Origin of the sequence: Sivoneniella epilithica UHCC 1019, assembly GCF_040830845.1 — a bacterium.
Classification (GTDB): Bacteria; Cyanobacteriota; Cyanobacteriia; order Leptolyngbyales; family Leptolyngbyaceae; genus ULC077BIN1.
The window spans coordinates 1-23,563 of sequence record NZ_JBFPDP010000039.1; the positions used below are offsets into that span (position 1 = coordinate 1).

Here is a 23,563-nt window from a genome sequence, read left to right on the forward strand (position 1 = left end):
TTTCGCGACTTCGACTCGTTCACCTGCGCCCCTGTCGCAATAATCTCCCATCTCCACATAACCCGCAACTTGGGTTAGTAGCTCAATTTGCCCCAATAGCCCGGTTTGGGGATTGGTTTGCAGGGTAGTCGTGAAGGTGCCCTTCACCATGCCGTTGCCGTGTTCATCCCTTAACTGACACGTTACCGTGTAATTCGTGAGATTCCATGGGGTACGCAGTACTCGCCGCAGCGTGGCACCTTGGATCAGTTTGATTGTGGGCTTTGCGGTTCCCATTACGCACCAAATAAGGGGAGTGTGGCAAGCAAAAGGGCGAGAAGGAGATCAAGAAATCCTATTGCTTGCCACAGTGCGAGTGTAAATCGCTGTAAGTATTGCTTGAAGCTGAATTGATTCAGCTATGGCTATAGCTAAGGAGAAAGCAAAATCATTGCAGTTGATTTTCAGGAATTTCATAGCCCTTCGGGGCTTCCCTCTTTTTGGATTGAGAATGCTGCAAATTTTTCGCGCTGGCTCCCATATTGATGCTCACGGTAATGCTTTGGCGATTAGCCCAGAGGATCTCGCCAAAAGCGCGGCGGCGTACAATCCAGCGCTGCATGAAGCGCCGATCGTGATTGGGCACCCCAGCGATAATGCGCCTGCCTATGGCTGGATTAAGAGCCTTTCAGTCAGCGAAAAAAACCTTGATGCTGATACTCACCAGCTTGATCCGCAATTCACCGAGTTGGTGGAGGCAGGGCGCTATAAGAAAATTTCTTCCAGCTTTTACACTCCTGATTCACCCCACAACCCCGTGCCAGGGACTTACTACCTACGGCATGTGGGTTTTTTAGGTGCCCAGCCTCCGGCAATTAAGGGGCTAAAAGCGGTGCAATTTGCAGCCGGTGATGAGGGGGTAGTGGAATTTTCCGATTGGATGGATCGCGCTCAAATCAGCGTGTTCCGCAATCTTCGAGATTTTTTGATTGATCAATTTGGCATGGAGGCAGCCGATAAGGTGCTGCCCTCTTACCTGGTGGAAGAGATGCTGATTGAGGCGGCAATGCCACCGCCGAATGCAGAGCCTGTACTGGAGAATTCGATGAGTGATCAAGACAAAGCCCAAACGACCGATTTCGCCGAACGGGAAGCCGAACTCTCCCAGCGTGAGCAAGCCGCTCTCGCCAGAGAAATCGCCTTGCAGCGCGCCGAATACCTGAATTTTGCCGAAGGACTGGTGAAGGAAGGCAAGCTACTCCCTGCCCAAAAAAACGCCGCTGTGGAGCTTCTCGCCGCGCTTTCGCTGCAAGAGCCGCAAACGGTGGAATTTGGCGAGGGTGAAGCTGCCTTTAAGGGCGATCTCAAAACCCTGTTTGAGGGCTTTTTGAAGAATCAGCCGAAGGTGGTTGAGTATGCCGAAATTGCTGGCGCTGATAAGGCGGTGAATCCACTTTCTGACCCGTTTGAAATTGCGAAATTGGCAACTGATTACAAGGAAGCTGAGAAAGCAAAAGGCAACACGGTTTCCTATGCCGAGGCAATTTCAAAAGTCACCCAGGTTTAGTTCTTTCCCTATTCCCTATTCCCTATTCCCTGACTTATGGCACAACGCAATTACGGATTGACGCTGAATTACAAGGCGATTACTACGGGTGGGATTCCCAAGTATCGGATTGTGAAATTTGGCGCGAATGAAAATGAAGTGGATTTGGCAACGGCGGCGGCTGATTTATCGATCGGCGTATCCAGTGACATTGATTCTGCCCTAAATGAGCGCTGCGACGTGATTCGCTCTGGGTTGGTGCCCGTGCTTTATGGCGGCACGGTGACGCGGGGCGCATTCCTCACCAGTGACGCTACGGGTAGGGCGATCGCGGCTACAGCGGCAGCGGGTGCCAATATCCGGATCATCGGCATTGCGGAGGTTTCCGGCGTGGTCGGCGACATTGGCTCTATGGTGCTAGCCCCTGGCTCCTTCCAAGGTTAATTGCCCTCACCCTAGCCCTCTCCCACAGGAGAGGGGACAAGACTTTAATTCCCTAAACCACTAATTCCTATGGCTATTTCTCCTTATCCAATTGATCCGCAGCTTACGGGGCTGGCGATCGCCTATCGCAATGAGATGTACATTGCCGATATGATTGCGCCCTATCGCCCAGTCAGCAAGCGTTTGTTTGAGTGGGATGAATTTACGTTTGGCGAGATGTATTCTATTCCTGATACTCGCGTAGGGCGGCTATCGGCACCCAATCAAATCACCTTCTCTGCCAGCCGCGAAACGGATTCTACTGAGGATTTCGCGCTCGATAGCCCGGTGCCTCAAGAGGATATCGATAATGCGGATAGTAATTACAATCCCCAGGCGATCGCCACCGAAGGGGTGATGGAACTAATCAAACTCGATAGAGAAAAGCGAGTGGCAGACAAAACTTTTGCCAGTGCCACCTACCTGGCTGGCTTACGCACTACGCTTTCGGGGACATCCCAATGGAGCGATAAGGCAAACTCCAACCCCATTACCGCCATTCGCACGGCAATGGATTTATGCCTGATGCGCCCGAATAAAATGGTCATGGGTCAGGCGGTGTGGACGCAATTATCCACCCATCCCGTGATTCTCAACGCTATCAGCATTTCCGGCACGAGTCAGGGCATTGCCAGCCGGGAAGCGGTAGCGTCTCTGTTTGAAATTCCTGCGGCAAATCTGATCGTGGGTCAAGGCTATGCCAACACTGCCAAAGAAGGGCAGACGGTATCTCTAGCGCGGCTATGGGGTAAGCATTTCAGTATGTTTTACGACAATGGCGCGGCGCAGTTACGCGGTGTGACCAGTGCTCCCACTTTTATGCTCACGGCTCGGTTTGGTACTCCGGTTTCTGGAACGATCGACGACCCGGATATTGGTATGAAAGGCGGTAAGCGGGTTCGCGCTGGCGAAAGCGTCAAAGAGCTTGTGCAAAGCAACCTCAGCGCTTATTTGTTTACCAACGCAGTCGCTTAATTTTGTCTCCCATGGGAGACACTTTGTACCTTTATCTGGTGAAGCCAATGCCCCAATTTATCGTTTTGGATTCCCTGAATCACGACAATCAAGCCTACGAAGTAGGGCAGGAAATTGAGCTAACAACGGCGGATGCAAAGCCTTTGCTCAGTTTGCGGGTCGTGGCTCCCGCTCCCAAAAAGCCGCCCAATCCCACAAAACCAAAGGATGAATAAATGACTCCCACCAGCCTTCTACTCAGTGCCCTGTTGTGCTTCACGGCGGCGATGCCCGTAATTATGCTGCTGATCACCATGCTGATGCCCGAATTGGAATTCAACCTAGAGGCAAGAAAACGTAGCAAAGATGGGCTACCCGATCGCCGAAGAGGCGGTGCCACTCGCAATGTTCCTACACCAGAGGAATGTCTGAATGCCTAATTTGAATTTCGACTATCACCAGCCGGAAAAGCCCAACACAGGCGACAAAATCTCTGATGCGCTGGGTGAAGCCGCAAACCTGACCGAAGCGCTGAATCAATCCGGCGTGAAGACAGGCAAAACAGGCTTTTTCATCCGGCTTGGCTCTATCTTCGCTGGCTTTGGTGCCCGTCTGTTTGGGCGCAAAAAATAACCGATGAACGGCTCCGATCGCTACTACTACGAGGTTTTATGACTGATCCAAATGCCTTGCTAGATTCTGGAATCATCCTGAATCCGGCGATCCAACAGGTTCTTAAGTTTTTCGTCTATGACCATTTGCCAGAGAAACTTCAAGCGTATTCCAAAAAATTTCACGATTTGGCTGTAGAAGTTGCCTACTCTGCCCCAAATTCGCAAGAAACAACTGTGGCACTCAGAAAGCTCTTAGAAGCTAAAGATGCTGCTATTCGTTCGGTTTTACCTTAATTGCCCATGCCCTACGCAACTCAGCAACAATTTATCGACGCTTTCGGACGCGATGAAGCCATCCAGCTAACCAACCTGGAAGATTCCACCGCTGAAGAAATCGACGTAGTGCCGCTGAATCGGGCGCTAACGGATGCATCCAGCATGATTGATACCTACCTGGGTGGCAAATACACCGTACCGTTTACCACGGTGCCAGCGGTGTTGATTCCCCACTGCCTCAACATTGCCCGCTACTACCTGGATAGAAACTCTGCTAGGGAAGACGTGCGGCAACGCTATGAGGATGCCATCCGCTGGCTAGAGCAATTGGCGAAAGGGATTCTCACCCTGGGCTTAGATACTGCCCAGGCAACGATTAAACCCCGCGAAGGATTACCCGATTTCACGGCAGGCGAAAAAGTCTATACCAACTCATCTCTACAGGATTTTGGAAGCTTATGAACAAGGCTGAATTGGTGGCAGCGGCGGCAATTAGCGCTGATACCACCCAAACTCAAACCACTAAGGTGCTAGATGCGCTACTAGCCCATATCCAGGCGGCGATAGTCAGAGGCGATAAGGTGACGCTTGTGGGCTTTGGCACCTTTGAACCCCAGCACCGGAAAGAGCGGGAGGGGCGCAATCCCAGAACGGGTGAGGCGATTACCATTCCGGCTACCACGGTGCCTGTGTTTCATGCGGGTGAACCGTTTAAGAAAGCTGTTTCGGGCAAGGAATAACCCATGTTGGCAGAAGTGGAAAAGGCGATCGTGAGTCGGCTGAGTGAGCAGGTCAGGGGCGTGAAGATTCTCCCTTTTCCTGAATCACCTGCGGATTTTGGTAAGCCTATTTCCTCTGCAACGTTGTTTGTTGGTTTCAAACAGGAACGGCTAGAGGCTCCACCGGGCATCAATCCCCAGCGGATTTTGATTCAGCCTCGCACTCTGGAATACGACATTGTGTTTCGGCTCAAAGATTTACGCAGCCACACCAGCGTTTACCCGGTGATTGACCATGTGCGAGATGCCCTCTCAGGCTTTGATACCAAAGTGCATGGGGTGTTTCCGCTGTATGAATTGCAATCGGGCTTTGTGGCGGTGGTTGATTCCCTTTGGCTATACACAGCTACCTTTGCTTGCTCTGCACCCTATCTCAGGAAGGTTTTATGAAATATCGCGCGATCGCAGATTTGTATTTGTCTCAAAGCGGAATCGATCTGAAAGCTCCGGCTGAATTCGATTCCAAGGATCATCCAGAGCTAACCACTGAGTTGCTCGAAACGCTGATAACCGCTGGCGTGATTGAATCTTTGCCAGTCGAAAAAGTTAAACCAACCAAAGAAGCTTCCGCTTAATTTTGTCTCCCATGGGAGACACTTCACCCTCATTAAGGAGACAAAATGCTCTCAGGACTAGGCGACATTTACATCAAAACTACCGGGCTTGCTGGCGGTGCCACTGCCCAAAAAATGATCCCACTCTTTCTCTTTCAATTTGAGTTCTCGCAAGAGGCGGAATCGAAGGAAGCACAGGGCTTTGTGGGCGGTAGGCTCGTTACCAAATCCACGGCGGAAGCATCGGTTTCCAGTACGGTCAAGTTGACCACTCAATTTACCGACTGGCAACAGCTAGGGTTGGTTCTGGATCAGTTTCCACGGGTATTAACTAACGAGAAACTGGTGGTACTCAAAACCGCTACGGTGCCGAGCGTTGCACCCTATGAAATTGTGGATGCGGCAATCACAGTGGCTAACACTAACGATATTTTTGCCAACATTGCGGGCGCGGGTGTGTGGGGTCAACCCAAGCCCCTACCCCGTGCGGCTACGCCTGCCACCCCTGCTACCGGGCAAGTGGGAGTAGACACCACGGGCACTAAGCTAGTTTTCAACGTTGCCCAGGCGGGGGCACCTGTTACCTACACCGTGCCAGTCACGCTTACGAGCGTGGAAGCCTACGGCGGATCGGGTACGTTGAGCAAAATTGGGAACTTGGAATTTAACGGGATTATCTATTCGCCGGAAGCCAGTCAGGGTATCCCCATTAGCTTCCCGTTGCTGCAAAGAAAGACCCGTCCAACCATGACCATCTCTAACGATGTGCCGGAATTTGAGATTGAGTTTGGCGCGATTCCTCCGGTGGGTTGGGATGAGCCTTACAAGATTCTCAATCGCAATACGGCTCCTTAGTATGCGCTGGATTGAGTTTCCACCCCTGGCAGAGTTTGAAGATTGCCGGGGGGACGTGCGCCCAATCCGAGGCTGTTCCTTGGTTGGGCGCTTTGAGTTTGGCGATCGCCTTTCGGAAATCTGGCAGCGGCTTGCTACCGCAGAGCCGGGGGAACATTGGCAGCAGTTGTATGTGCGGGATAGACGGCTGCAATTTCTGATCAAGCGCTGTTTGGAACTAAATGGGATTCAGCCGGAATGGGTGAACTTATTTCAGGTAGAGGATTTGCTGATTGCGAGGGAAACTGAGCAAGGCATGGAGGCGGGATGGCTCGTGACGCTGAATGCTCCCAAAACCGTACCGACTGAGCCACCCAACGATAAGCCTGCACCCACGCTTGAGGAGATTTTGGCGGCGTTATCTCTGAGTGTGGAGAGTGTGCCAGATGCGCTGGAGTTGGCGGATAGGGTGCCGGGGAATACGCTGATGGAGATTGTTACGGCTAGAAGCAATCTGCAAAAGCCACCGGAGCAAAAGCGGAAAGAGAAGATGCGGGAATGGGGTAAGGGGCTACGGCAAAAGGCGATGGAAGAAGTGATGCGGGAAGGCGGGTAGATGCCAAGCAGTATGAAGCTACAGCTAGAGATTCAAGCGGGAGGGGCAAGCAAAACCATTGCTGATCTGCTAGCGATTCAAGCTGCCATTCAAAAAACTGCGGCTGAGGCACCCGGCTTTACCAAATTGGCGCAAACAATGGGCAGCACGTTTGCCGAAGCTCAAAAATTAGCGAATAGCTTGGGGCTGACGGCGGATGAAACGGAACAGGCTATTTCTGCCCTCAAACAACTGAATGCGGTTGGAGCGGATACGGGCACAAAGTTTGCTGCGCTTTCCCAAAGTTTGGGGTTGACGGCGGATCAGATTGAGAAATTGGATGGGGCGGCAAAGGGCGGTAGTGGGGGCTTATTGGGCTTTGCCACGAAGCTACAGCAAGAAATGGATAAGGCGGCATTATCCACGCTGGCATTGAAGCAAGCGGCGGATCAGGTGGGTCAAGCTGCCAATAATATTAATCAAATTTCTGGCGCGGCATTGGAAGCGGCAAAGGGGCTAGATAGCGCTCAGGTCAAGGTTTCGACGTTGACTGATGATGTGCCTGGTCTGACTGCCAGCATGGATGATCTGAGGCAGGAGCTAGGCAATCAGGCGACTACAACAGAGTTGGTGGCTGCATCCTACGATGTGCTGTCGGCTGGATTTAGCGAAACTGCGGATGTTTCGGCTGTGATGGCAGCGTCGGTGAAGGGGGCGATCGGCGGATTTTCCGATACTGCCACGGTGTCTGATGCCCTCACCAGTACGCTGAATGCCTACGGCTTAAGTGCTGAAAATGCCGGGAAGGTGACTGACCAGTTTATCCAGACTCAGAACGCTGGGAAAATTGTCGTTGACCAGTATGCTAAGCAAATTGGTAAGGTGGCACCCCTGGCAGCCCAGGCGGGAATTTCGCTTGAGGAACTGAACGGCTTTATCGCCACTGCCACAGTGAAGGGTGTGCAAGCGGAACCTGCTTTTGCAGGATTGCGCCAAGGGATTGCCTCAGTACTAAAACCCACGGATGAGGCGAAAAAGCTATCGGCAGAATTGGGCGTTCAGTTCGATGCCCAAGCCCTGAAAACCAAGGGCTTAGCGGGAATTTTGGCAGAGTTAAATGCCAAAGGCGCAGATACTCCAGAGGTTCTGACTCAGCTATTTGGTTCAATCGAGGCAGTGGCAGCGATCGCCCCTTCTACAGGCGCAGGTCTGAAGGATTTACAGAGAAACATTGACTCGATTAAAAACTCAGCAGGCGCTGCGGAGACGGCTTTTGATAAGGTGAGTGCGTCCTTTGAGGGGCAAACTCGCGCTGCCCTAACAGAACTCAATACCGCTCTGGTGAGTGTGGGTAATGGGGTAAAAGCGGCGGTTACTCCTGTGGCAGCGGCGATCGGGTTCCTGCTGAATAATTTCAACAAGTTGCCCGAACCCGTGAAAGCATCGGCAGGGGTGCTGATTGCCCTTACGGGGGGAGCGTTGACGGTAGGAGCGGCATTGCTGGCGATCGCGGCGGTGTTGCCTGCGATTACGGTTGGCTTACCCATCATGGCGGGTGGCTTCACCGCAGCGGCGGCGGGTAGTGGGGCGTTTGTGGCTTCGCTGGCTCCGGTGTTGCCGTTGATTGCAGCAATTGGGGCGGCGATCGCTGCTGTTTCCTTTGCCAAATTTACTGAAGAGATGAGACTGGCGAATGAAGAACTTGATGCCCTTGCTGCCAATTCCACGACCAGCGGCAATGAATTCGCCAAAATTGGCGGCAAACTGAAGGGGCTAAATACTGCATTCAAAGAATCTGGCAAGTTCACTGAAGAACAGAAAAAAACTGCTCAGGCTTATATCCAAATTTCCAAGGATAAAATCAAATCTTTGGATGATGAATTGGAAGCGGCGAAGGCGATCGTGCCTGTGAATGAAGAACAAAAAAATGCTCAGACTGCTCTGATTGCTGGAATTGAGCGCCAAAAATCAGCCCTGGAAAAACAAACCAGTGAGTTGGAGAAAAATCTTACTGCTGAAAAATCTAATGCAGCCGGAAAAGGCAGCAGTAAGCAAGCCTCCGAGGATCGGACGAAGGCACTGGAGAAGGAAGCCGAAGCCCTTAAAAAAACCCGTGAAGAGGAGAAGCTGAAGCAAGAGCAAGCAAACGCTGACAAAGAAACTAAAATTTCCCGTGCCAATGACGACACCAAAACCCAGAAACAGCAAGGCTTTGATGATGCCAAACTGAAGCGAGAACAAGCCTTTGAGTCAGGCAAAGAGCAACGCACCCTTGCCTTCAATCAACAGCAGCAGGCAGCAGAAGCCGCATTTAAGGCGAATCAAGACCGCGCTGCTAGTGCCTTCAAAGCCCAACAGCAGGGCAAAGAGCAAGCATTCTCAGATCGGCAGAAAGCGGCGGAATCTGCTTTTCAGCAAAAGCAACAGGCTGTAGCGGCTGAATTTGCTAAGAAACAGCAGGCAGAGGAACAGGCTTTCCAGGAAGGGTTGCAGGCTCGATTGAAAGCTCAGGATCAATCTTTCAAAGGAGCAAACAATCTACTCGAAAATCAGGGTGCCGCGAACGACCCTGAGAAGCAAAAGGGCTTACAAATTGCGGCACAAATTGAGCAGGGTGTGTCGAGCCTTGATAATCTAGCCAATAAAATTCTTCCCCCTGAAAAGATTGCTGCCCTGGCACAGCAAATTGCTGGAGTCACTGACCTGACCGATCCAGCCCAATTGGAAGCGGCTAAGCAAGCCGCAGCGGCGATCGAAGCCAAACAAAAAGCTGATCAACAAGCCGCAGATCAGGCAGCAGAAGCCGCTTTCAAAGCCCAACAACAGGCAGAGGCGGACGCGCTGAAAGCCCAACAGCAGGCAGCAGAAGCCGCTTTCAAAGCGCAACAACAGGCAGCGGAACAGAAATTTAAGGAAGGCTTGCAGGCTTCAGAAAATGCCTTCAATGAAAAGCAAAAAGCCTCCGAATCTGCCTTCAAAGCGCAACAACAATCAAAGGATCAGGCATTTAAGCAGGCTGAACAATCCAAAGAGCAATCATTTAAGCAGGCTGAACAATCCAAAGAGCGGCAGTTTAAGCAGGAAATGCTTACCCTGGAACGCACTTGGGAGGATCAAAAACAGGCGCGGGAACGGGCTTTCAAAGCCGAACAGCGGAAATTGGATGAAGAGTCCGCCAATAAGATTAAGCAAATCTTGGATTCTGCCAAACAGGAACCGCCCAAAGAACCCGCTAAACCCACTCCCATTCCCGCTCGGAAACTGGGTGGACCGGTGGCAGCAGGGCAAGTCTTTCGCGGCGGTGAAGTAGGGGCTGAAGCGGTTCGTTATGGGGATGGTAGTTACGGGCTGTTGCCGCAAGATGGGCTATACCAGGCTCCCAGAGATGGCTTTGTTCTCACCGCCCAACAAACCGCTGCCTTGTTCGGCGGTATCACGCCAATGGCGGGGCTGGCACTGCCCTCTCACACTCCCCGATCTGCACCCGGTTTTGATCTCGATAAGCGCTTTCGGAAATTGGAAGAAGCAATTCGGGAACTGGCTTATACACCCCGCTCCCTCACGATGGTCACTCCTACCCCTCAAACCGATGCCATCAAGTATTCACGGGAGTTGCAAATGCAACAGCTAAGAGCAAGGGGGCGATAGATGGGCGATTCCTACATTCAGCTATCCCTAGGCGGTTTCAGCGTTACATGCTTACTTTTCCTGAGTGAGTCCTTTCCTCGGATTTTTGGCGAATTCACTGCACCCAGTTTCACTGCTAACAACTCCCTCATCCAGCCCGGTAATCCCTATGGGGAGCCAGAACAGTGGCAGTTTCAAGCGGTGCTGACGAAAGCGGAATGCCTCACCCTCAGAAATCTCTACCGAGAGCATCGCCGCTTAAACAATGCCCGGTTAGATTCCAAAATCCTGCTAATCGATACCGTGAGCGAGTTTGAGGAGGTGGCACCCCGCACTCGTGCCACGGCTGCCAGCCCCTTTGATACGGTTACTACCACTGGCGGCTATGTGTCTTATTTTGCCCGGTTCTATGCCGTGTTTCAAGCGGCTCCTGAGTTTGAGTATTGGGCAAATGGCAGCGATGGATCAGCCCTGTGGAGTGTCAATCTGAGCCTGATTGAAGCCGGAGGCAAGGTTGCCCCATGAGCGCTTCTCTCGCGGCTGGCAAAATTCAAGTATTGATCGGCACCGATTATCAGGATTGGAGCGCTTGCTATGTCGAATTCACAGCGGGATTGAGTGAGCGATCGGATTCTGGAATTTTATTCACCACGGGCAAGCTTAGGCTAGCGGTTACGGCGGATGCTCCCACCTCCATGAATCCCCGCACGGGCAGCGGTAGAGCAAGGTTTTTCAAAGGGCAGCAGATCATCCTGAATGAGGATTTTGAGAATACTTGGACACGCCACCCCCACGGGTTTTTGTACATCCTCAAGCCACCCCTGCCGCCCTCCCTGGAGAATCCCTACCTGGAATTGGAGCTAGGCTGCACCTTGGAATATTCCAATAAGCCGCAGCCAGCAAAAACCCTTAGCCGAGAGCAGATTTTGAATGCTCCATTGAGCCTTGGTCAGGGTTTCAATCGTGGCAATGGAATCCTTGAGGCATTGAAGCAGGCAGGCATCCAGCGATTAGGCGCTCTAGCCTCGGTGGTAAGCGCTATCAATGCAGCGGGTGGCACCGATGAAATGAAGGATGATATTGCCAAAGAGGAAAATACAAATTGGATTGAAGTTGCTGGGGAGCTTGCTTACGGGGTGCAAGCTTATCTGTATCAAGATGGCTACGGCGTGATTCAGGCGTGTAGCGCGGCTATTTCAGCGGCTATTCCTCCCCTTGCCACGATCGAAATCGGCAAAGATGAAATCTCCTACGAGCCAGTGGATGGCGGCGAAGTGCCCGTAGATTCGGTGGTGTATGGCGGCACGTCCTCTGAAGCCGTGGAAAGCCCTCTCTCCACCTCCTTTGAATTCAAGGTGAGAGAGGGTGCTTTTGCCGTTGATCCAGATGCAGGCAGCGGCCAAATCGAGCTACGAAACACCGTTGTGGCTGAGAGCATTTCCGGCACCACGGTCACATTTTCAGAAATTTCCCAAGCTGCCAGAGGTGCCCTTGCCCCTGCCATTTTCCCCAAAGATTTCGGCATGGATTTAGACATCGAACGGGTGACCACGCGGGAATACGATTCTGATGGCAAGCTGTTCAGAGATTTACTTTCAGAGAAAAGGCTTTACCCAGTTGGGCTTTCCGAGTATTTCGCAGGGCTAAAGAAAGAGGAAAAAGAGAATCGCAAATTCCAGGAAGTGATTACCAAAGAATCAGAAATACTCATCGAGTATGATCCTTTTTCTCAGGTCGTCAAATCCATCAAAAAAATCGATAGGGAAGCGATCGCGGCGATCATCCCGGAGGAAAAGCACCTTTCACCCACCAGCATGAGGGTGAGCCGGGTAGAAACCATTTCTTGGGATTCCGTTCGCCCTGGGGAATGGCGCAAATCAGAGCTTCTGCAAGAGCCATTCTGCCGGGTGCAGAGCGGAGCATCCTACGCCGATACCCCCAACAAAGATTCCAGAATCATCGCCAAATTAGCCTTGGTGCCACGCTATTCCCGCATCGTACCGAGCAATAGTGGCAAGAATCAGCCTCCAGCCACCGAGCGGCTACCTGCCAAAGAAAAGCAGGAGAAAAAAGAATGGCGGATGGAATTCAAACTCAATAGCGATAAGGATTTTGCAGGCAGGCGCAAGGATAAAAGCTTAGGTAAAGGAGTGATTGATAATGATCAACTCTCTAAGCTTGCCCAAATCGAAGGCGTAGTATTGCTCGGAAGGAGCCAGGGCGCACAAATCCAATTACCCTTGCTGCCAGCCTTCCTCATCGATATCGTTCCCCTGAGAAATCTGGCAGTGATTGATACTGAAATCTCCTCTTTGGGAGTGCGCCAAAATCTACTGCTGTATCAAATCGATGGGCGCGAATTCAGCCACGAATCAGATAGAGCAGTACTGACAGCCTCCCTCATCTGGCTAGGCACCCAAGAAGGCGAGTGGCAGCCTTTCACGCCTATTCCCCCGGTCTACAATGCCGCTGCCGTTGTGCCTCCCTACTCGGAAATCGAGATTTTCGGCAATGATACCAATCCTCGCGATTTGGTCATCTTGCCGCCGCCAAACCTCACCGCCCTCCGATGCTATCTCGGCTTGGGATTGGGCGCTTCCACGATCGTGCCCTTCCCCTACCTAGAAGAGCCATTAATACTGGCTCCCGGCTTAGGTTTCAGCGCTCGGCTAGATTTAGGCAGTGCTTTCACCTCCCAAATGGGGTTAGGGCTATCAATTGATCTGCTAATTCTCAGCCCTGGGCTGATTCCATTGCCCACTATTTCTCTGCCCACCGGCTTAGGGCTGGGGCTTAAAGCAACGATCGCTCCCCGTGATATTTTTATGCCCACAGGCTTAGGATTGAGCATCACGGATTATCGATTGCGGAGCCTCGCCCAATTCATCTACAGCACCGCGCCCGATCAACAGGGGATTCTGTATTTCTGGGGAACTAATTTTGGCGATCAAGCCGAATGGTATACCCCCTACTACTACGGGGCTTTTCCTAGCTGGAGTTCCTATGGCGCTGGCGATCCCTATGCCCTCATGGATCGTGCTAGCAATGCCAGCAACGCCACAGGCGATTATGCCGATTCCTATGTCAAATTAGATTGTGGCGAAGGACGCACCATTCGACCCACGGGCTACACCTTGCAGCACGATGGCTCTACCAGTCGCTATCTGCGGAATTGGAAGCTGCAAGGCAGCAACGATGACGCAACTTGGACGGATCTCGATACCCGCACTGGCAACACCAGCCTCGACGCTGCCTATAAATTTGCCTATTTCGCCGTCACGGGCAACACCAATTTTTACCGCTATTTACAAATCCTCCAAACAGACGTGAATAGCAGTGGTGACAACATTCTCACGCTGTCTGAGTGGGAGTTCTATGGATTCTTTACCTACTACTAAGGAGCGCTTATGGCTTGGCGATATTCCCGCGATTACCTCAAATATGTCCATCAGGTGTTGGAGCTAGGATTGACCGCGCCGCCCCCAACAGAAATACGTTTCTGTCTGATTCGTTCTGGCTTTGGAGAGCCGTCCGCCGCTGCCAATCTCGGTCAGTTAGTGCTAAATGAGATTATTCCAGATAATCCGAATAACGGCTATAGCCGCCAGATTCGAGGGCAACGGATCACAGCAGTCGATACCACCGGAAATGTCCTTACCATTCCCGAACATCGCCGCACGGTCAATCAAGAAATCTATTTCGCGTCAACGGTCAACTTGCCATCTCCCTTGCAGATGGGCATACCGTATTTTGTCCGAAATCCCACAACCAACACGATGGAAGTGGCAGCCGTTTCGGGCGGTTTGGCAGTGGATTTGACCACTACAGGGAGTGGCACCAACATCCTAAAAATGGGCAGCACCTTCGATACGGGCACGGATAATCGCGAGGAATCCATTTTTGATGAAGTGCGATTTACCAGCGCCACAAATGATATTTCTTTCCAGGGTGTTTTTGCCATCGCCAATTCAGGCGTTGCCCTTTCTTCGGTGCCCGTTTCAGCGATCAATACCAGCACCGAAATCATTACCACTAGCGCCCCTCACGGCATGAGTACAGGAGAGCCAGTCATGCTCACAACTGATAGCGGTGGTAGCTCGCCGGGTGGCACCTCTATCTCAATCATTTATTTTGCGCGGGTGCTGAGCACGACGACTCTCACCATCCACACGACCGCAGCGGATGCGATCGCCAACACATCAATTATCAATATCACCAGTGCTGGCAGTGGCGTAAGGCTCCGCAATGCGCGAGGAATCTTGATTGGCTGGGATTACTATCCCACGCCCTACACCATCCCCGCAGGGCAAACTCAGCGGATTGAAATCCCCTCAAATATCCTCAATGCAGGTTCACTGGCAGGTGTGTGATGGCAGATCCAAGGCTGATTGGCAAAGAAAGAGCCGCTCAAAAAAATGCAGTGCGATTGGAGCGGGAAATGCGCCCAGAAAAGCCCCGTGAAGTGGGCAGGTACAGTGGGCTTTATGAGCCTAATGCTCCCTATGGGCGTAGGTATTCGGTTTGGTTGGGCACCGAGAGCCTAGTGGATGGCGAGTTCATCTCCCCAGATGCCATCTCAGAAGGCGATGTGGCAGTGTTTGAGGGCGAAAATGGTCAATATTTATTTGATGCCCTATGACGCCTGAAAAACAAAAGCTGCTAGAGGAACTGCTAGCCGGAGCCGAAGATACGGGGATCAAAGGCACACTCGCAGCCTTTAATCCCTCGAAGCCCTACGGCAAAAGGTTTGAAGTCAAAGGCTCCCAAAATATTTACGTGGATGGCGAAATTGCCTTTGATAATTTCGCCCTAGGGCAGCAAATTCAAATCTACAAAGGTCAGGGCGCTGCCCAGTGGATTTTTTCCAGCGATAAACTTCTAGAAAAATCGAAACTGAAGCAAGCTCAGAAGCAAGCCCGCAGACTTGCCAGCCAGAAAAAGCCCAAAAACCCCACGGTGGTTAAAGGCTATGATCCTGAAAAGGGCTATTTAGTCACTGAGGGCAGTTCCGAATATCCCAATTGCAAATCAATTACCAATGGGGCGATCGCCATTGGTGCCACAGTCATCCGCAAGGGCAAACTGATTGATCAGATGCGAGTCCGCCCAAGCACACCGGGCACCCCAGTCGCCACACCGGGTAACAAAATCAAATATCTTTATACCGGACCTACCATAGACGGCGTTCAATGCCTTTATGCAGCCGGTTGGAAGCCTAATCTATCCATCAAAATCCGCGAATTCAAAGATGGCTGGGTGCTGGTAAGTGCCCTGATTGATAATTTGGGCGGCGATCGCTTCCTCTGTAGCCTAATCACCATGAGGCAAAAAGCAGCAAATCAGCAAGAATTCCTTTGCGAATATTACGATTGCTCTACCCTGCAATGGAGCATCGCCATCCCTTTCGCCCTATCCCCATACGGCTACGGGTTTTTCACAGGCAAAGATCAAGAGCAAGTTTGCAAGGTATCGGATGGGGAATTGATTTCTATCCCCTACGAAACCACCAGCGCTGACGCGTATGAAGCGTCAACCAAGAATGATTTTGCCGTGCAGGGGATTCTTACAAGTACTGGAGGGAGCGGCGTTGGCGATGGAGGGGGCACAGTACAGTTTTTGTATCCAATCCTCACAAAGGAGAATATTTCATCCATCAATTTCAGCGCATCAAGCAGCTTTGCTCAATTTCCTAGCTTCCTATCACCATCAGAAAAAGCCGAGAATATTTTCTCGGCACAATCATCTACTCAATCAAATCTAAATGGCAATCAAGTCTCTTCTGCAATCGGCTTTGTAAGCTATTATCCAAGCTTTGGCTATCAGGTTGGTGGCTCACAATTCACAGAGTTTAGCGCCAATGGATTCTCTGAAAATAGCTTTAGCAAAATACAAGCCAGCGAATCAATTCGCTGGAATTCTCAGCTAGAAATTTATCTAGCTATCGCGTCCGAATCCGAGGGCAGTAGTTATCAAAATACTGAAAGCGCATCCACCAGTAGCAGCCTTTTTATTGCAAGCGTTGGTGGATCAGGAGGGGTGAATCAAATAATATATGGTGCAAGCGGACCTACCATCACCACAGCCAACAATGCTTCCGGCGAATCGGCATATCTGCGAAATCAAGCTAAATCTGATGTTGCCGATCCCAAATTTTCAGCCCAGTCCGTTCGCGCCAAAACTATCAAAGAATCCGCAGAAATCGAAATCATCAGCGGTTCCTCCACCCCAGAGCAGTATTTCTATAGCAGCCAATTCCCCGCTAATTCCTCTCTGATTTCCCTCAGCGGTAGCAAAGCAGAGTGCAGCACCAAAGCACTTACCAGCACCAAAGATACAGGCAGCATTGAGGAAGTTTCCACCCTCCTCAGTTGGTCATATCAGCCCGTTACAGCCAATACTGATATTCTCAAAGAAGGAATCGCCCAGATTCAAAGCGCTGCCTACACCAGCGCCACAATCACCCATGAATACGAGGATGCAGGGGCAAAAACTCAAACTATCCCCAAGCTGGCAAAGGAGCAAATCGAAATCATCGTTCCGTTCTATGGATCTGATTTCCTCTATCAAAGAATGGAAAAAGCCCAAGTTCTTCCCCCAGAGCTTTCCACAATCACCAACGAGAAAGGGGCGATCACCTTCACCTTCCTGAATGGCTCCTACAGCCCTTAGCCACGTATAAAAAGCTACATTACTATATGCCTTGGCATTAGGTTTAAGATCGCGAATCTAACGCCCGATAAGATCGCAAACCTAATGCCGCGCTACAATCTTTATAAACTCTAGGTGAACGAAATCTCTACTCATTTACCTAACGGCTGAGATGACCCACTGGCTAGCAACTTCTGTCTCACAAGTGACCTTTTGGCGGTTAGCTCAATCGCTTTTCTAGCTTTTTTCTTGCCGATTGCCTTCATACCTATTGAGTCATATTTGAATACTTAAGATCAAGGCAACTTAGCGACGACAATGTAGGTTTCTTCTTCGACGCAATACATAGCATTAGAATCTTTTTTAAGAAAATCTAGACCCTTATCAAAAAGAATGCGGTAAGTCAAATTACTCCGCAGCCAGATGGTTAGTTCTCGTCGATGAGGGAAAAGCGGTTGATAACGTTTTAGGTAAGGGCGCATTTCGACTGTGAGTTGTCCAGGTAGGTTGGATAGCGATCGCTCAATATCCTTGCGGCGCTGTGTATCTCCACTACCATACTCCTCTTTCGATTGCTGAATCTGGATGGTCAGGTGAGAATCATCGCTTAACCAATTGCCTTGAAGGAGAGATGCAAGAATTTCCGATCCAGTGTGTTTTTGTTGGTTGAGATAGCGATCGCAATAAATCAATTTCTTGACCTGATTTCCCTGCAACACCTGCGCTAGCCCAAGTTCTTTGCGGAGTTGCTCAATTGTTAGGCGTTCCCAGTTAGAAGTCGGAAATATCACTACTGTATCAGAATCCTCTAAGGTTGCTGCGGTAACAACGGTTGCTTCAGATTTGAACCGTTGCAAATCTTGGAAGACCTGGTTGACACCACTTTTGCTACGAGTTTGAAACCATTCTATTGGTTCGCCGTTGCTACTCGTCTGAAGTTGGAGCGCAATCCGGTGGGGGAGTTGACTGCTCAGGCAAAGGGTTGGGCATTGGATTGCCCTAGTTACGTACAGCTTAAGAAATCCCTGGTCAATCCACTGAGATAGTCGCTTGCGTAAGACCCGCACTTGGTCATCACTCGCTTGCTCAGGTAGATGAGTCACAATCAGTTCTAAGGGGTTACTGCTTCCCGATGCCTCAACAATTTGGGTTAATCGCTGGAGTGTAAAGGGTTCGGTGATACTCGGCAAATAGCCAATACTGTTTACATCTGCCATTGTGCAATAGCGGTCTAGTGACGCTGTCATACGAGGTAAACTGATTCGGTTTGCATCTGGGGCAAAAGATTGGAGCAATTCATCGGGTTGCAAACGCTCGACAATTGGACTGAGGAATTTTGAAACCTCATGGCGATCGAGTTCGTGATGAAAGATTTGGTTCGTGTAGGTTCTTAAACAGTCATAACAACTGCTACTACAACTACAAGATTCAACAATTTGGTAAGCTCGTTGCAGGATTTCTGAGAAATGATTAGCAATACGCTTGCTGTAGCCTGCTCCACCTGGAACATTGTCGTAAATAATGATTTCTGCGGTTTCTACGTTGCTTCCTTCCAAAGGACGAAATAGACCATCAAGTTCAGAGCGAGGAACATCAATAATTTGGGCAGCAGCAGCGAGTAAAGCATAGGTGAGCGATCGCCAAAATGCAGTCCCGCTGGACGAAGTATTTGTATGGTCAATACTCAAGTCCATGTCTGAATGAATTTCTCGCCCTCCATCGAGATGAATCACCAAACCCAACAAATTGGGTGGATTTGCGGCAGAGGTGAAGCGAATTTTCAGGAGATCACTGCGAAATTCGTGTCCCAAATGAGTGTGTTCATACCACCCTTCGCACGAACTACCTGTGATGGGATGAGTATGGCTGACTTGCCGAGAATTACTGGTAGAAGATTTCTTTTTTCCCTTCCCCCTTTTTTGCTGATCGCGGACTTCTTCACTCAGGTCACGCCCACACTTTTTACAGATGGCGAACCCTCGATTTTTAAAGCCTCTCCCTTCTTTCAAGGGTCCCTGATTTGATAAGAAGAACTGTCCGCCTTGGCTCCCAATCAACTCGAAAAACTCGGTCGATTGAAACTCTACGCGATCTCCCTCTTGTGCCAGAAATACCTGAGAGGTAGGCTGACGAGCAGGCTTACTGTAAGGAGTCACTTTTGGCGGGTCGCCCCAATCCGTCATAAAAGCTTTGGGAATTTTGTATGACCGAGGCTTCTGCTCATTGGTCGGTGGTTTTGCCTGACAGACGGGGCATTTCAGATCACCTTCAGCCTCACCTAAGCGGGTTAGCAGTTCTATATCTGTACTGGCTGCCATGAAAAAGTTACAGGATTGACAGACCCAGTAAAAGCGATTCGGCAAATCTTCTGGGCGCAACACGCCAACACTGGTATGAACTCGATCGTCTACCACCACCTCCTGCCCCGGTGCATACTCTCCTAGAGCAAGACGGCGATCGCGTTGCAGACGATGTTTGCCCTGCCCTTGAGAAAACTGCTTACTGTCTCTGGTAAGCAATTGCACTACATCGATTGGGAACCCATAAATCGGGAGAATACTGGCTTTTGCCAGTTCTTCATGAAGTTGACGTTTTTGAATTTTTTCCAGTTCTTCTCGAATGCGATCGCGCTTATACTCCAATGCTTTTTGCTTCTTGCTATCATTGGCATCTTCTGCGTCACGAACAGCTTGTCTCAGAGTTTGTAAAAGTTCTGATAAACCGTTCCAATCTTGCAACTGCTCAGCCTGAAATGCTTGCAAATCAGCTTCAAATTGCTGAAGGACGAATTGGACGAATTCGACAGGTTGTTCGCTTTTCAGTCGTTTTAACCATTGCTGTGTGCAGATTCCTGCCTGTTGCCCATGCAGCCACTCGACGAGCCTTAAGAGCATCGATTCAGCAGAAATTTCCGACACTTGAGCAAAGTTATCAGGTAACCCCAAAAACTGAGCCATCATGACCTTCTCTGCACCAACTCCATGCTCGGTGCGAAGAAATTCAGCTAAAAGTTCAGCGCGGATATGGCGTTTCTGAATCTCGAAGTTTGTGGGATCAAGTTTGGGAACCTGATTTTTACCATTAATTAGCTGGGTTGGTTGTTCAAAATAGTAGCGATCGTGGGGGCGGCGTTGCCCATACATCAGCGTAATTGCTACCCCGTCCGTGCGTCGTCCTGCCCGCCCTGCTCGTTGCTGGTAGTTACTTACATGGGGCGGGAAGTTACGCAGAGCCACTGCCTGCAACTCACCAATGTCTACGCCCATCTCCAGCGTAGTTGAGCAACTGAGCAAATTGATCTTTCCTTGACGAAACCGATTTTCTCGGTTGGCTAATTCTCCCGTGCCCAATTGGGCAGTATGTTCTTGTGATCGTAACGGTAAGATTTTTCGTTCTCGAATCAAATGGCGATAGTGATGGTCAGCAAAATAATCAGGATTAAACGATTGCAAAATCCCATCACACTGAGGCGCTAGGCAATGATCAACACTAAATCGTGATTGTCCTCTAACTGCTGAAAGTCCAGGAACATGAAAAATTTGTTGACAGGTATTGCACTGATGCCAATCTTGGGAGGTCTGCCTGAGATTAAGTAGTTCCCAGTGGAGTTGCCGACCATCGTTATATTTGACTAAGATTCCTTGTTTGAGCAACTGATCAAATAGCCACACCAGACTCTCCTCAGATGGAAATTCCTTCAGAAAATTCCAGTAGTAGGTCACAATTTGGTTCTGTCGTTGGGTTGGCTCATCCTTGCTATTTTTGCGCCAAAGGAAAGAAACTGCTTGTTTGTCTTTAGGATCTCGCCGCAACTTGAGATAGATTTGGGAGCGACCCTTGGCATCCAATCGAGCCGGTTGCCCCCCTTCCATCCCTCCAGTTTCTAGAAAATAACGGGATGATCCCTGAAGGTCAATCGCTCCCATCAGACGAATCATATCTGTTAAGCCTGTTAGAAAAATCCGAGCCTCAGTGTAATCCTCGGAGGCATTTAAGCCAAACTGTCCCGTCACCTGTGCCAAAAATGTTGGGGTAAAGTTTTCTACGTGGCAGGCAAGTAATCCCAGTGCTTCAATGGAAAATCGCCGCGCAGACGGTAAGCCAAACTCACGGATCAAAAGTTCCTTCGCCCGACTTTGGGCACGCTTTTTGCAATCGATCGCATTTAAACTACTTTTCTCATTCGCATCATGGGCAACATAGCTGCGGTGGTGTTTATCTGCATCTCGATCAGGATGAGGAATGGAAATGTCTAAAAATTGCTCAACCAATTTCTCTTCTACCTGGTTGACCGAAGTGAAGCCATGATCCTGAACATGGTCAAAGGCTTGCCAGACGAGTTGACGATATAGGGTTTCGGTATGGGTGCGTTGAAAATCGGAGGCAAAGAAAGCGGCATCTTGACGACCATCGGAGAATGTGAGGAGTTTACGTTTGGTGTACTGCGTTGACTCTGCTCCGGGTTCTGGCAAGAGTTCAAATAGGCTATCGAGCATCACTTCCAGCGGAGCATCGGTGTAGGATACAAACCGCCCAATTGGAGAAGAGTGGGATTTCCTTGCTCCACAACCGGGGCATTGGTTCAAATATCCACTCAGAAGATTCTGCGCTTTTGGCGGTCGATGCCAGTGCATTGTCCAATCTGATGAAGACTCAGATGAAGGCTCAATGGATAAGGTATGGGGTGGGTTTCCTGATTTTTTACCAAGCCAACCGTTAATTCCACTCGCTTTGTGGATCGTGAAGCTGCATAGATTGGCTGTAGTTGATTGCTCTGTATCATCCTCTTCTTCGTTGTCATCGCCTTCATCGTTAGTGACGCTATCAAGCGTTCCAGTCGTCAAGACATAAATTGAACTACTATTTTCGACTGCTTCCAGCGAACGGGGTAAGAGTTGCAGTTCATTGCCATTTCCCAGATAGGTCAACCCGTATGCCTGTCCACATTTGCGGCAACTTGATAGTTCGATGACTGGCGCACCGCAACAGTCGCAATCGGTCTTGCTATTGAGGTAGAGCTTGCCATAGTGTTTAGGACGATCTAAGAAATCGGGATTGTGGGGAGCCTCAGAACAATTTGAATTGACACAGGCATACAGCCCTTCAATACTGCGGAAGAGCAGATGTAGTCTGACTGGAAGGAGGGGTAACTCATGGAGGGGTAACTCATCAGGATCTCGCCGCCGTGCCAAGGTGCCTAGCTGCACCAGATGGGAAAGTGCGGTTTCCAGTTTTGCGTCTTCTTCCGGCAGGATCGTCCCGTCCAGTGCCCTTGGTATTTCCCATAGTTGAGGCGATCTCGCCAAATGATTCCAGGGTTGGGGGCTTTTGCTCAGGCTTTCAATCAAACGATGAATGGTAGGGTGCTGTTGTAAGGCAAGCCACAGAAAATGATGCGTATCACCTGTTGCCTGACTGGCTGCATTGGCTAAAATTTGATAGGGCACAAGATAGCTTAGTTGCTCTTGCCATTTCTCAATTGGGTCATTCAGGGATGGCAATTCCAGATCGTAAAAGTATTCATAGATATCTGATTCCGCCATCCCATCGAGTAGCTTATAAGGACTGCCCAATCGTTCATCTACACTGACGCGATCGCCCCAAATCACTTGGTTAAAAGGTTCGCTGAATAGATCACTGGCGAAACCTGTCACTTGACTGACGACATTAGGATCATTGCGATCGCCCAAAGTCGCACTAGTGGCAATCCCCTGCATCTGCCCTTCCTCTTCAATACCGACCGCAGATTTAAACCGCTTGATCAGCATGGATACTTCTGTTCCAGTTGAGCCACTGTAGGAGTGAGCTTCATCTACAACCAACAGCTTAAAGTGATGGGCAGTGGCAAAAATAGATTCCCGTTCTCGCGGACGGATCAACATATGCTCTAGCATGGAGTAGTTCGTCACCAGAATGTGAGGCGGATTTCCCCAGATTTCTTGCCGTGAAGTTGCCTGCACCCGTAGCACCTGTTCCATTGCCGCATTGACTAGATATTCAGGACGGCTGAGATCAAGCGATCGCCGTTGTTCGTCTGTAAATAGTTGCAAAAGTTCTTGGCGATCGCTTGCTTCTAGTTCTGTTTTAAGCGCCTCCTTAGCTTTTTGGGGTTCTGTCTCAGTCCGGCTGGTGTAAAACCCAAATCGAATCAGCGCTTGATCGTTTCCCTGCTGACAAAGCAATTGTCGCAACCGTTTAATCTGATCATTCACCAGAGCATTCATCGGGTACAAAATCAGAGCTTGCATTCCGGCTTCTGGACGCTTTAACAGGTGATCCATCATCGGAATCAAAAAGCATTCGGTCTTCCCAGACCCGGTTCCTGTGGCGACAACAATATTTTCCTGTTGCCCTACGACCGCTTGAATCGCCTCTTCTTGATGTTTGTAAAGTGGGCGAGTCGGTTTAAACATCCGAACCATGGCTGGATGTAATACAGATTGATTGACCAGTTGCTGAATATTACTGCCCGTTTGGTAAGGCTGTGCCCCTTCCAGATAAGGATATTGGGCAATCGCGCCCGGTTCCTCTAGCAGTCGTTTGAACCCATACCGTAGATGTAGATCACGCAAGGGATAGGCAGTCAACAAATAGCGGATCAGGTTTTCACGAGGTTGGTTAGCTGCATTAATCGGATCAAGGTACTGAGACATGGTTGTGAACCGAGAAGAGAA

At 50.1% G+C, this 23,563-nt stretch carries 21 protein-coding genes; 19 read left to right on the plus strand and 2 right to left on the minus strand.

The window, feature by feature from the left end; all coding sequences use genetic code 11:
• On the minus strand, window positions 1–276 hold a 276-nt coding region (locus tag AB3R30_RS19790), incomplete at its 3' end, for a hypothetical protein (protein WP_458650944.1).
• Window positions 277–490: 214 nt separating this feature from the next.
• Here AB3R30_RS19790 and AB3R30_RS19795 point away from each other — a divergent pair.
• The 19 genes from AB3R30_RS19795 to AB3R30_RS19885 all read left to right on the plus strand — a co-directional run bounded on the left by AB3R30_RS19795 (window position 491) and on the right by AB3R30_RS19885 (window position 16,910).
• On the plus strand, window positions 491–1,546 hold the full coding sequence (locus tag AB3R30_RS19795; RefSeq protein WP_458650945.1) for a hypothetical protein: 1,056 nt from the start codon (window positions 491–493) through the stop codon (window positions 1,544–1,546).
• Between the two features lie 36 nt (window positions 1,547–1,582).
• Complete coding sequence (locus AB3R30_RS19800; RefSeq protein ID WP_458650946.1) at window positions 1,583–1,969, plus strand: capsid cement protein; 387 nt, start codon at window positions 1,583–1,585, stop codon at window positions 1,967–1,969.
• 69 nt (window positions 1,970–2,038) lie between these two features.
• Entirely contained in the window at window positions 2,039–2,983 is a 945-nt protein-coding gene (locus AB3R30_RS19805; RefSeq protein WP_458650947.1) for a hypothetical protein, read from the plus strand.
• Between the two features lie 11 nt (window positions 2,984–2,994).
• Window positions 2,995–3,198, plus strand: coding sequence for a hypothetical protein (locus AB3R30_RS19810; RefSeq protein WP_458650948.1), 204 nt, complete (start codon window positions 2,995–2,997; stop codon window positions 3,196–3,198).
• A complete protein-coding gene (locus tag AB3R30_RS19815; protein ID WP_458650949.1) occupies window positions 3,199–3,402 on the plus strand; it encodes a hypothetical protein in 204 nt (67 codons plus the stop codon).
• Window positions 3,395–3,595 (plus strand): hypothetical protein, encoded by a 201-nt coding sequence (locus tag AB3R30_RS19820; protein ID WP_458650950.1) that lies wholly within the window; start codon window positions 3,395–3,397, stop codon window positions 3,593–3,595. The genes AB3R30_RS19815 and AB3R30_RS19820 overlap by 8 nt, the downstream gene beginning before the upstream one ends.
• A 38-nt stretch (window positions 3,596–3,633) precedes the next feature.
• A complete protein-coding gene (locus AB3R30_RS19825; RefSeq protein WP_458650951.1) occupies window positions 3,634–3,870 on the plus strand; it encodes a hypothetical protein in 237 nt (78 codons plus the stop codon).
• A 6-nt stretch (window positions 3,871–3,876) separates the two neighbouring features.
• Window positions 3,877–4,314 (plus strand): gp436 family protein, encoded by a 438-nt coding sequence (locus tag AB3R30_RS19830; RefSeq protein WP_458650952.1) that lies wholly within the window; start codon window positions 3,877–3,879, stop codon window positions 4,312–4,314.
• Window positions 4,311–4,592 (plus strand): HU family DNA-binding protein, encoded by a 282-nt coding sequence (locus AB3R30_RS19835; RefSeq protein WP_458650953.1) that lies wholly within the window; start codon window positions 4,311–4,313, stop codon window positions 4,590–4,592. Before AB3R30_RS19830 ends, AB3R30_RS19835 begins: the two co-directional genes overlap by 4 nt.
• A gap of 3 nt (window positions 4,593–4,595) precedes the next feature.
• On the plus strand, window positions 4,596–5,021 hold the full coding sequence (locus AB3R30_RS19840; protein WP_458650954.1) for a Gp37 family protein: 426 nt from the start codon (window positions 4,596–4,598) through the stop codon (window positions 5,019–5,021).
• Window positions 5,018–5,206 (plus strand): hypothetical protein, encoded by a 189-nt coding sequence (locus AB3R30_RS19845; protein ID WP_458650955.1) that lies wholly within the window; start codon window positions 5,018–5,020, stop codon window positions 5,204–5,206. Before AB3R30_RS19840 ends, AB3R30_RS19845 begins: the two co-directional genes overlap by 4 nt.
• A 45-nt stretch (window positions 5,207–5,251) precedes the next feature.
• A complete protein-coding gene (locus AB3R30_RS19850) occupies window positions 5,252–6,040 on the plus strand; it encodes a hypothetical protein (RefSeq protein ID WP_458650956.1) in 789 nt (262 codons plus the stop codon).
• A gap of 1 nt (window position 6,041) precedes the next feature.
• Window positions 6,042–6,635: a hypothetical protein gene (locus AB3R30_RS19855; RefSeq protein ID WP_458650957.1), complete on the plus strand. Its 594-nt coding sequence runs from the start codon at window positions 6,042–6,044 to the stop codon at window positions 6,633–6,635.
• Window positions 6,636–10,262, plus strand: coding sequence for a phage tail tape measure protein (locus tag AB3R30_RS19860; protein ID WP_458650958.1), 3,627 nt, complete (start codon window positions 6,636–6,638; stop codon window positions 10,260–10,262).
• Window positions 10,263–10,766, plus strand: a complete 504-nt coding sequence (locus AB3R30_RS19865) for a hypothetical protein (protein WP_458650959.1) — start codon at window positions 10,263–10,265, stop codon at window positions 10,764–10,766.
• Window positions 10,763–13,639: a hypothetical protein gene (locus AB3R30_RS19870; protein ID WP_458650960.1), complete on the plus strand. Its 2,877-nt coding sequence runs from the start codon at window positions 10,763–10,765 to the stop codon at window positions 13,637–13,639. Before AB3R30_RS19865 ends, AB3R30_RS19870 begins: the two co-directional genes overlap by 4 nt.
• Before the next feature lie 9 nt (window positions 13,640–13,648).
• A complete protein-coding gene (locus tag AB3R30_RS19875) occupies window positions 13,649–14,611 on the plus strand; it encodes a hypothetical protein (protein WP_458650961.1) in 963 nt (320 codons plus the stop codon).
• On the plus strand, window positions 14,611–14,880 hold the full coding sequence (locus AB3R30_RS19880) for a hypothetical protein (protein WP_458650962.1): 270 nt from the start codon (window positions 14,611–14,613) through the stop codon (window positions 14,878–14,880). Before AB3R30_RS19875 ends, AB3R30_RS19880 begins: the two co-directional genes overlap by 1 nt.
• Window positions 14,877–16,910, plus strand: coding sequence for a hypothetical protein (locus tag AB3R30_RS19885; RefSeq protein ID WP_458650963.1), 2,034 nt, complete (start codon window positions 14,877–14,879; stop codon window positions 16,908–16,910). Before AB3R30_RS19880 ends, AB3R30_RS19885 begins: the two co-directional genes overlap by 4 nt.
• Before the next feature lie 275 nt (window positions 16,911–17,185).
• Here the strand turns inward: AB3R30_RS19885 and AB3R30_RS19890 are convergent, their stop codons facing one another.
• Complete coding sequence (locus AB3R30_RS19890) at window positions 17,186–23,542, minus strand: DEAD/DEAH box helicase (RefSeq protein ID WP_458650964.1); 6,357 nt, start codon at window positions 23,540–23,542, stop codon at window positions 17,186–17,188.
• Window positions 23,543–23,563: the final 21 nt, after the last annotated feature.